General features: G+C 54.9%; 5 protein-coding genes. 2 read left to right on the forward strand and 3 right to left on the reverse strand.

Translation table 11 applies throughout. The features are described 5' to 3' along the window. Positions 1-390: 390 nt before the first annotated feature. Both IEW00_RS17205 and IEW00_RS17210 read right to left on the reverse strand, forming a co-directional pair. The gene (locus IEW00_RS17205; RefSeq protein WP_188515668.1) at positions 391-1125 is read right to left on the reverse strand and encodes a hypothetical protein; all 735 of its coding nucleotides are present in this window, start codon (positions 1123-1125) and stop codon (positions 391-393) included. A gap of 193 nt (positions 1126-1318) precedes the next feature. Then, positions 1319-1630, reverse strand: coding sequence for a hypothetical protein (locus IEW00_RS17210; RefSeq protein ID WP_188515669.1), 312 nt, complete (start codon positions 1628-1630; stop codon positions 1319-1321). A gap of 706 nt (positions 1631-2336) precedes the next feature. Between IEW00_RS17210 and IEW00_RS17215 the strand changes: the two genes are divergently transcribed. Both IEW00_RS17215 and IEW00_RS17220 read left to right on the forward strand, forming a co-directional pair. Beyond that, the gene (locus IEW00_RS17215; protein ID WP_188515670.1) at positions 2337-3686 is read left to right on the forward strand and encodes a tyrosine-type recombinase/integrase; all 1350 of its coding nucleotides are present in this window, start codon (positions 2337-2339) and stop codon (positions 3684-3686) included. Between the two features lie 358 nt (positions 3687-4044). Beyond that, positions 4045-8670 carry a hypothetical protein gene (locus tag IEW00_RS17220; RefSeq protein ID WP_188515671.1) on the forward strand — a complete coding sequence of 1542 codons (4626 nt, stop codon included), beginning with the start codon at positions 4045-4047 and terminating at the stop codon, positions 8668-8670. A 378-nt stretch (positions 8671-9048) separates the two neighbouring features. On the opposite strand, the gene IEW00_RS17225 is transcribed toward IEW00_RS17220, so the two are convergent. Then, the gene (locus IEW00_RS17225) at positions 9049-9252 is read right to left on the reverse strand and encodes a helix-turn-helix transcriptional regulator (RefSeq protein WP_188515672.1); all 204 of its coding nucleotides are present in this window, start codon (positions 9250-9252) and stop codon (positions 9049-9051) included. Positions 9253-9750 lie beyond the last annotated feature (498 nt).

The raw sequence follows: 9750 nt of genomic DNA on the forward strand, positions 1-9750 counted from the left end.
AGGCTTTCGGCTTCACCCTTCACGAAATCCCAAGGGAGCCTGATATGGCTGTTTCTTAGGAAGCCTTAAGACGACCAGGTCGCTTATGGCAGCGCTGATGTCAATAAGGCTCGGAAGGCAACAAGGTAAACGTTTCAAATCAGGACATAAAATCCGTTGGTGTGCGTTTGCGACGTTTCAGCTGGAAAATACTGCAAGCGATAACCGAGTGGCGCGACCAAGTGAACCCTGAGTCCACGCGCGTGTCCCAATTCGGTACAATAAAACAAGGGTTTGCGGCAAATACCGGTAAGGCCTGCCAGGAAGGCTATGCGTCGGAATCGCCGATGCAACCGAAACCAATAGGTATCGGTGCGTAAGCCCGCGATGGGCCACTGACGTTAGTGATGTTTAGTATTCTGTCGTCACAGGGTCGGCACCGGGGCCGCTCCGCGTGGTAACCCTGACTTTGTCCTGAGCCGACGACAGCGGCATTGTCAGATTGACGCCGGCGTACAATCTCGACGCTGGCAAACGCGCGCAGGCTTCATCATCGGGTTGAGCATCTGGTGGACACGCGCTTGCGTCCGTCATGAGGATGTTGGTGTTGCCCAGGTTGCTGATCGTCACCTTATCCTGCTCGCGCACGACTTTGATGTCCGGACTGGATCCCCGGGGACGGGCCACGACCAGCACCTCGTAGGCAGCCAGCATTTTTATGGCAATTCCCGTTTCAACATCGGCGTCGGGATCAACCTTGATCTCGCCGACCTGCGGTGCGATCAACACGCGATAAATCCGGTCTTTCGTGAGATCGTTGTTCAGTGACACAAGCCTGACCGAGCGCAGTGCGCCTGGATCGAGCACCATCCTGTTCGGCGTCACCAGCAACCCGGCCTCTTCTGGGTCAGCCAGGCTTACACGATGTTCGGTCTCCATGCCTGGCTCGATGACCTCGGCCACGGACACCGTGACGTAATACCGGTCCTCGCTGTCGTTGCGGATCACCACGTCCGACCGCCCGCTTCCTCCACTGTCAAATTCGACCCAGAGTTTGTTGATGGACAGATGCGCATGTGCTGGCACCGGTTGCATCACGGCCATAGCAATCAACGCCGACAGACAAGCCAATTTACGCGCCATCATACCAGTGCTTCCGAAAGACCAAGCCAACTCAACAGGCCGCTGCGGTAAACTCGCGGCAATTTTCTGTCAATATCGCGAGCGGGAAGCGGTCTGCGGTATAGCCCCTGATCGGGACAACGCGGTCAAAATGTCGTTTGTCGCCGGGTTGAGCCAGCACACGCCCACGTGCAGGCACACGCCCACGCCCACGCAGTCAGATCGTCGTTACAAGAAACTGTTGCGCTCGGCTCGAGCCATCGGCGCGTAAATCGAAATCGCGCCATTGCAGTCCGCGATCGGCGCCTCGATCGACTATTGGCAGCGCGTTGGCACCGGTCATCGGGCGGACGACATAGGCGTCTGAGCGCTGCGCAAAGATGCGAACCGTCCCCGAACCGCCTTCAGCGATTTCGGCAGGTGCGCGGATCAGCAACCCGCGATTGCCACCACTTATCGACCAGATACCAACCGCGCCATCACGCGCGGCAGACACTGCGGCACCGATCGGAGCGATGACAACAGTCACATTGATCGTTGCCGACGCGCTGCGACCGGCTTCTGCTTTTGCAGTGGCTGGCAAACACAATCCGCAAGCCACGACTGCAACGCTAACGACTCGCCAAAAATTTCCCATGACCAAAATACCTCGTCCCGGCTCGACCCATTAGATCGACAAGCTTAATGCCCATGAAATCGTTACGATGTTCATCGCAGAATTGGTTAATGAAGCTCATCGGCGTGGGAGGAGGCTCTATTTCCAGAGAAGAGAGAGCTTCCCTGAGCCGAAAAATGAAGGTGTAAGTGGTCAATCAGCGATCGCGCGATCGTTTTGCAACAGGATCGGCATGACCCATGGCCCTGGGCCAGGGTGGTGCCGACCGAGGCCCAGATTGATTGTTCGGCATTGCCCCTGCAGAATGGCGAGACAAGCCTCGACCTCGACCGGGCCACTCCCAATGGCGGTCGGCTCGATGCATCGCGGCCGATGGCCAGTAGGGGCCAGCTTCAGAAGCCAATGAAATATAGGAGAAGAATGGTGGACGCACTTGGGCTCGAACCAAGGACCCGCTGATTAAGAGCGGTAATCAGCGGGTCCTAAGTAAAGTCAGGATGTATCAAATCCGTTGATTTTCAATTAGATGAGTGTCACAGTGTTTCATTGAATCTCGGGGTATTTCGGGTCAAATGTTACCTAAGGTAACACCCCAAAATGGTACTCTATGGAGGCACAGATGGCTTCGAAACCGGTGGGTCTGACAGACGCAAAGATCAGAGGGTTGAAAGCGCCCCCTGAAGGTCAGGTCGAGATCAAAGATGCGATCGTCCCTGGTCTGCGTCTGAGGGTTGGGGCGTCTGGCGCACGCACCTTTCTTTTGCGAAAGCGGGTCGCTGGCGTCGTGCGGAATATCACCATTGGCAGGTATTCCGACCGGTTCGGTCTGATGGATGCCCGGAAGAAGGCGCGGATTGTGCTTTCTGATATTGAGGCAGGCGGGGACCCTTATCAGCATGTGCCGAAGCCGATGCGGGGCGCTGCGGCAGGCACACTGCGTGGCATGTGGCCGGACTACAGGGCCGCCAAAGCCGACCGCAGGTCAATTGCCGAGATAGAGCGGGTGTTCAACCGGCACATCCTTCCGAAATTCGGTGACCGGATGCCCGAGACGATCACGCGAGCCGAGATCACTCGGTTCATCGACAGCATAGCAGCAGAGACGCCTGTGATGGCGCGCGGAGTCCTTGGCCAGTTCTCATCTTTTTACGGGTGGGCTTTGCCCCGACTGGAACGACTGCAGTTCAATCCCTGCAGAGACGCTGGACGTCCGCCACCGCCTAAGGCGCGCGACCGGGTTCTCGACGTGCGGGAGGTGGGATTGCTGTGGAACATTCTCGGCGAAGAAGGTCCTCCGTTCGGACCTGCTATCAAGCTACTGCTGTTGACAGGTCAACGCAGGAACGAGGTGTTCAGTGCGGATCGGTCAGAATTCGATTTCGAGACTGGACTCTGGACTATACCGGCCAGTCGCGCGAAGAATGGAATAGCTCATCTGGTGCCACTGGCTTCACCGGCAATCGACCTGCTGAACGAGATCTGGGCGCTCAGCGACAGCGACAAACTGCTGGCATCCCGAGGTGATACTGAAACCGGTCCAAGCGGATTCAGTAAGACAATGGCGCGCCTTCGTCGGGCGATGGAAACCCAGATGGGACGTTCCGTTCAGCACTGGACACTCCACGACCTCCGGCGGACAGTTGCAACCGGCCTTCAAAGGCTTGGTGTCCGTCTGGAGGTTACAGAAGCTGTACTCAATCATGTATCTGGCTCGAGGGCGGGTATCGTTGGCGTCTATCAGCGTCACAATTATTTCGAGGAGAAGAAGGCGGCTTTGGAAGCCTGGGGAGACGAATTGATCAGGCTTGCGGCATGCCATCCGCTCAATCCCAAACTACCGCCTGTCAGACTGCGTCGAAGTTCAGATACGATGGTTGCACTTGGCAAAGCCAAGGGCGAGGGTGCCAAGCGATCCGCTGCTGTATCAGCGGCTAGACGTGCAACTAGTAAATGTGAGCAGCGAGCCTAATTCGCTCTGTTGGACCGATCTTCGATACCATTTCTTCAAGCCTTTTTGCGTCAGAAATTGGGCCGGTTGCCGAACGGCAAGTTTCGGGCGGCGATTGGCGGAAAGCCTCCGTACGATTTGCCACTCGACAACGGCAAGCCTCGACCCAGACCTAGTCGCCTACGACCGCCACAGTGGACGTCCGCTCTTGACAGAAGCTGACAATCGGGGGTCCCATAGCGGTCGGTCAGCTTTGCGCCCCAATTTGGTTCTTCCTTTTTCCGAGAGAACTTCCCAAAAGCTGCCGCTCATTTTAGCATTTTTGAGTCAGTGCCTATTTTATGTGAGCCGAGCACTGCCACTAGGTAAAAAACGTGATATGGACAAGTCAATAAAAAACGAACTGAGTAGTATTCGGGCAGCATTGACTGCACTCAAGCACAGCGGTCATGATGGCTTCGAGGGTCTGCTCGCATCGATATTCAGTTCTATCACGAACCATACGTTTCGGCTCGCAGGCTCGGGTTCGCAACATGGGAAGGATGGTAGCGGGGCTGTTTCGACCGGGTCAATTGCATTCGAAGCGAAGCTGTACAATGGTGCAATCAACAAGAATGAGGTCCTCAGCAAGCTTACGGAGATAGTTGCAAGCCATCCGATGCCTGATCTGTGGGTACTCGGCGCGACCATAGAGATAAAGACGCAGATTGCCGACCCATTAGCGCGCGCAGCCCAAAAAATGGGCGTTAATCTACTGCTCCTCGACTGGTCGCCGTCGTCGACCATCCCTGAACTCGCGCTTCTTTGCGCTCTTGCCAAGGATGCGACGGTCGCTTTTCTAGAAGACAAACTGCAAGACAAAACTCAAGCCAAACTGGCGGAGGCGGCGCTCACAAAAATCCGAGACAATCCAAATTTCGAACATGGTTCGCAGCAAATCTTAGCTTTCCTCCGCAACCCAGCCCTAGGACAGTCGGTGGCTCAGGAGGCCAATTCGCAATGGTTGCGAGCCGCATTCGCCGATCCAAGGCAGGCGAGGCAGCAATTCGGTCAACAGGTATCTCCACTAGCAAACAACCCCTTACCGGTTGTCCCACGCGACGCATTATCAGCTCGGATTGGCACATGCGTCTTCAGTTCTATTGAAGACGAAGTTGTCGTACTAATTGGAGGCGAAGGACGCGGCAAGACATGGCTGTTCGCCCAGAGCTGGACCGAACAAGACACTCCACCAATCACGCTTGTGATCCCCGCAGCGGAGTTTCCGAAAGGCTTGGTTAATACAAACGAGCGGGAATTTCTGGTTCATCAAATAGTCAAGCAAACCTCTGGCATTCTAAGTGAGCACACTCTACAAAGGTGGCGAAATGTCTTTGAGCAATGGTCCGCCGAGACCCACGGTACGAAGCCGAACCTCGTCGTATTTATCGATGGTCTCAATCAATATCCTGATTACCGCTGGGCCGACCGCCTTGATGGCATGGCTAAAGAGCTCTCTGATCTCGGAGGACGCCTCGTTGTATCCGTCCGCAATGGCTACTTTGATAGTCGTCTGCGATCCGCACTGTTGACGAAGCAGAAGCTCATCCCAATCCCCGAATGGTCGGAGGCAGAACTCAAGAGCATTCTTCAGCAAAATGGTGTCCCGCAAAGCAACTTAAGGCCTCGGGTAATCAAGACACTCCGCAATCCGCGAGTGCTTGGGATTGCCTTTAATCTAAAAGCGAGCGGGAGCATTCAAGACTTCGATGAGCTTAGCATCGACCGACTTCTGTTTGAGCATATACGTAAAAGCAGCAGAGACCAAACGACTAGCGAAGACCCCTTGGTTTTCAAGAAACGCCTTTCGGCCCATGCGAGGCATGTACTAGAGCGAGTAAGTTCCGAGCAAAGCAACGACACTAGAGTTTTCGAGAGTGCCGACCTCGGTTCAGGGAACACTTTTGCGCTTACGCAAAACCTCCTTGCTGTTTCTGAGGGTAGATTCTTTCACTCGCTGCCAGATGACCCGTACTTCTACGAGCTTACTGATGATGGCCTGATAGTGGCGCTAGGGTTTGCGATATTGGATGCAGTGAGCAGCAGTCTGCGGAGCAAAACCCCAGCCAACGAAACATTGGATGCAATGCTAGAGCCGATTAATGCTCTTGATTTAACGGCAGAAGCCGTACACGCCGCACTGGTCATATCTTCAATTGATGAGAGGGCTGAAGACAACACGGTCTCAGCTCTCATCTCCGCATATCTTCGGCTCCAGAACATAGATGAGAACGCTTACCCAGCCTTCGAGGCTGTGGTCCGCTCTCGAACTAACGCCGCTATGGAAGCATTGCGCGACCTAGCGGTATCCAGTTTTCATGTAAGCAATGAAGACTGGTTGACACACGCGCTACGGGAATTGCGTGGCGACGCCAATGCGTGGAGTGCGATGAGCGCCCACATTCACAACTGGCTCAAATGCTACTCGCTCGATCCAAAGATCGGTGTTTTCGAAGATAGGAGTAAGGGCGAAGAAGCCTATCAAGCGAAGGTTGAGGAACGAAAACAACTCCTCTCGACGAGGCTCGATCATTTGTCTGACGATGAAAGAGCATTCTTCACGACGCAGATGACGCGTGATGACGCTCTAGCGAGTAGCGAGATAGCAGCAAAGATTTTTCGGTTGCTCGCAGGCATGGCTCTCGGCGACTTTACGGAGAGCCTTGTTGCTTGGGCCTTTGGGCAAGCCATCAATTCAGACCTGCACCGACCGTACGACGAATATATGTATCTCGTGAGGTTTAATAGCATTGATTGGGCGCGGACACGGGAAGCCCTCTTGCAGCATGCCGCGCCGCTTTCAAAGAAAGATACTTCGAAAGCCGGTAAGTGGGCCTACGTCCACGTGTTGCGTGCCACAAGCACGCTCGAAGACGGGCAGATTTGCCGCAAGCTAATTGAAGAGCTAACCAAGGATCGAGAACGTTTTGAGGGTTGGCGCCTCATAGAAAAGTACTGCGCTACAGATCCATGTGATCCAAATTCGGAGCGTCCTGACAACATCGATCAAACAGCAAAAAAATATCGAGCGATTGATCTAGACAATTTACGCACATCCTTAGGAAGTACGGCGGAAGATCATTTTCTACAGGACGCAAGCTTTGGACTGGCGCGTTTCGATCCTGAAACTGCAATTGAAGTCCACCGCTCTGTTATCGAGAAGTTTAGTGCATCAGCTACAAACGCAACCAAACATCGCCTTCTGGGTCTGAGAGATGCAACGGCTTTGGTTACGGGTACTGCTCGGGAGAGCCTACTCAATCTAGCTCGGCAAAAAAGTCGCCCATACCGCGACGACAAGGATAGCCGCGACGACTGGATTCTTGCGCAATATGGCTTGTTGATGATCTTCCCTCATCTGGATGGCGATGAGCAATTGGAGGCTCTACTTTCGCTAAATTCCTATGGGCCGCCATTGCTCGATCTGGCGGACGTACTCAAGGAGGCTACGCCATTAGCTCTTGAGAGAGCGCTAGATCGATGCGTTCAGTCAGATAATCCAGATTTCAAGATGACGATACTGATGGTTGCGCGTTACTCTGCGACTGAGTTGACAGAGCGATCTGTTGGCTCGCTGCGCAAGCTTGCAAACGATGACAAAAGCAGTGTTCGCTCGATAGCTATCGGAGCGCTTGTGGATTTGGATGATGATGAATTCATCCAATCGTTTGCGAATAGTCAGTGGGATGCGAATGCCCTGAATACACGCGAGTGCCATTTCGAACGATGGGATGGAGCGAGAGCAATTGCTAGGGCCCATCGCTACGGTTTTCTGTCCGAACAATCGGCGGTCAGCCGAGTTTCGCGAGAACACTATCATCTACTAGCGCTTGAAGCTGACGACGCGGACCTTTCGGAAATTCCAAATCGGTTAAATGCGTCTGTCGCAAAGATGCTTGAGGTAGACCTACCGCTCGTTGCGCCAACCATAGCGCAGTCCAATGGTGACCAGCGCAGGGCTTTTCACACACCCCTTCGGTCTGTTGAGGAACCACAGAAGGAATTGAGCCTGGAAGACTTTCCCAAGCGACTCTCAGAGACCGAGGATGAGTTTGACGCTCGCCAAGAGCGCGGAAGGAAAGCATTTGAGTCGTTCGAAGATACGCTCAGTAGGAATGACGCAAGGCAAATTATTGATGACACAGCATCGGCTACACTTCGAGCCTGCGCGCGATCTAACCTGAACTTGCTGGAAGAATGGGCGACCGTGTTCCTTGAGAACTCAGGCCGAAAAATTCGCCATATTTACAACTTCGGCCTTCGGGTTGCGGAGGTGCTCTCACATAACAATCCCGAACTTGCAGCTCGCCTCTTTGACCACCTGCGAGGCAATCGAGGCTTCGTGAACATAGTTCAAGGGCCCGCAGCACTAGGGCTAGAGAGTCTTTCAACCTGGGGGGCTGCCGACCACAGCGCAATCAACAAATTGCGAGAGATCCGACTGGATGAGGCGGCAACTGACCATGAAATTGCTCAAGAGGTCTTGGCGGCTCTCTCAGCTGGCAAGTCAACGGTTTTGGACGCCTATGTCGACAAGAGGCTTAACTGCGAGGAACCTGTAAACGTTGCGAGAGCACTCATGGTTTGCGGTTTTGCTCACGCGGATGGAGAGCGCGAGGCCATCATAGCAAACTATGAGGGTCTTCCAGGCATAGTTGGAAAAGCAGCTGAGACGGCGCGCTATGCCTATGATCGCAATCTATGGGCACTCCATTGGCACGATTTGATGCAAGGCGCACAATCAAACGAGGACTTTTGGCGCTTCAGCGTTTTGTTTTTGAAGGTTGTCGACGGGCGTTATCAGACTTGGGAGAGGAGCAAAGAACCATATAGTGAGCCAATGGGGAGTTTCGCGCCGAGCATTTGGCGCGAAATCGAAAGGCGCATCGAAAGGTGGAAGAAAAAGCGCTCCGACAAGCTGTTCGGTGAGAAAGCTCCCGCCAACTTCTTCCTGGTTGGAGGATGAATCGAATGGCAGCTTTTTCGCAATTCGACCACCGATAGTAGTCAGTCCTTCTCTGGCCCAGTTTCTGTAGCGACGCCTTGCGCGACGGCAAACGCAGAATGTCCGTTCGCGGCATAACTGGACATTTTCGGTGGCGCTGCTGATCGGCAGGAATGTCCCAGGCCCGAGTGCCCAGGCCTATCGGTAGCCAAGTCCGCTTTCAGGCAATCGGCGGGCGGACCGAAGTGACCGACATTGGGGCGCAAAGCTGACTGGCGGCTTACCCAACCGGTTGTCTTCTGAAATAGCTTGGTGCGCGAGATAGGTTCAGCCTCTGGAGACCCTTGTGGTCCGGACACACCGCGAGAAGCCATGTTTGCCCCAGCCGGTTTGGCCCGCTCAATCGTTGACCTCATAGAACATCGGGTTCCGCAGCCATTCCTCGACAGCCGATTCCCGCCACCCGCAGCATCGCTCGGCGAGTTTGACCTGCTTGGGGAAGGTGCCCGCCTGGATTTTGCGGTACAGCGTCGCCCTGGACAGCCCGGTGCGATCGAGCACGGTGTTGAGCCTCAGGAACCTGTCGGGTGCATGGGATGCCATGGCCATAGTCTCCATCCTGTGATGTGATCTGCCCCTGCCTGCGAAGCAGATTGGCGATGTGCCGCTGCGCGTCAATCGAGCCACTTGCGGCGATTTCGCGGGCAATAGGGCAGGGGAGCGCTGCTGGCATGCAGGAGGAAGTTGCAGAGTAAGCAGAATATTTCTGCTCACGGCATCTCACGGTGTTTCAGCATTCAGCAGCGCATCTGCGGTCGCAGCAGAGCTGCGGCTTTTGCCCCGCTCGGGCGGGACACCGGGGTGCGTCAATCGCCTCTAGCCACGCCAGGCCAGCGCTCAACCCGCGTTGCGGGTCCTACACATGCGTTGCGGTGCCTGCGGCATGCGCACTGTCCGTTGCAGCGTGGCTGCCAGCTCTTCTTCGCCGCCCCCCAGCGCCCCTTCCGGGCCGGGGCCGGATGGAAGGAGACAAGGTCATGGAAAACATTACCAACCGCATCAGCCTCTATTCTGAGGTCACACAACGCATCATCGCCGAGC

The sequence above is a fragment of the Blastomonas aquatica genome (assembly GCF_014639875.1).
Classification (GTDB): domain Bacteria; phylum Pseudomonadota; class Alphaproteobacteria; order Sphingomonadales; family Sphingomonadaceae; genus Blastomonas; species Blastomonas aquatica.

Coding starts and splice junctions, on each gene's coding strand:
- IEW00_RS17205 (WP_188515668.1), bottom strand. CDS start 1,125: ATGATGGCGCGTAAATTGGCTTGTCTGTCGGCGTTGATTGCTATGGCC.
- IEW00_RS17215 (WP_188515670.1), top strand. CDS start 2,337: ATGGCTTCGAAACCGGTGGGTCTGACAGACGCAAAGATCAGAGGGTTG.
- IEW00_RS17220 (WP_188515671.1), top strand. CDS start 4,045: ATGGACAAGTCAATAAAAAACGAACTGAGTAGTATTCGGGCAGCATTG.
- IEW00_RS17225 (WP_188515672.1), bottom strand. CDS start 9,252: ATGGCATCCCATGCACCCGACAGGTTCCTGAGGCTCAACACCGTGCTC.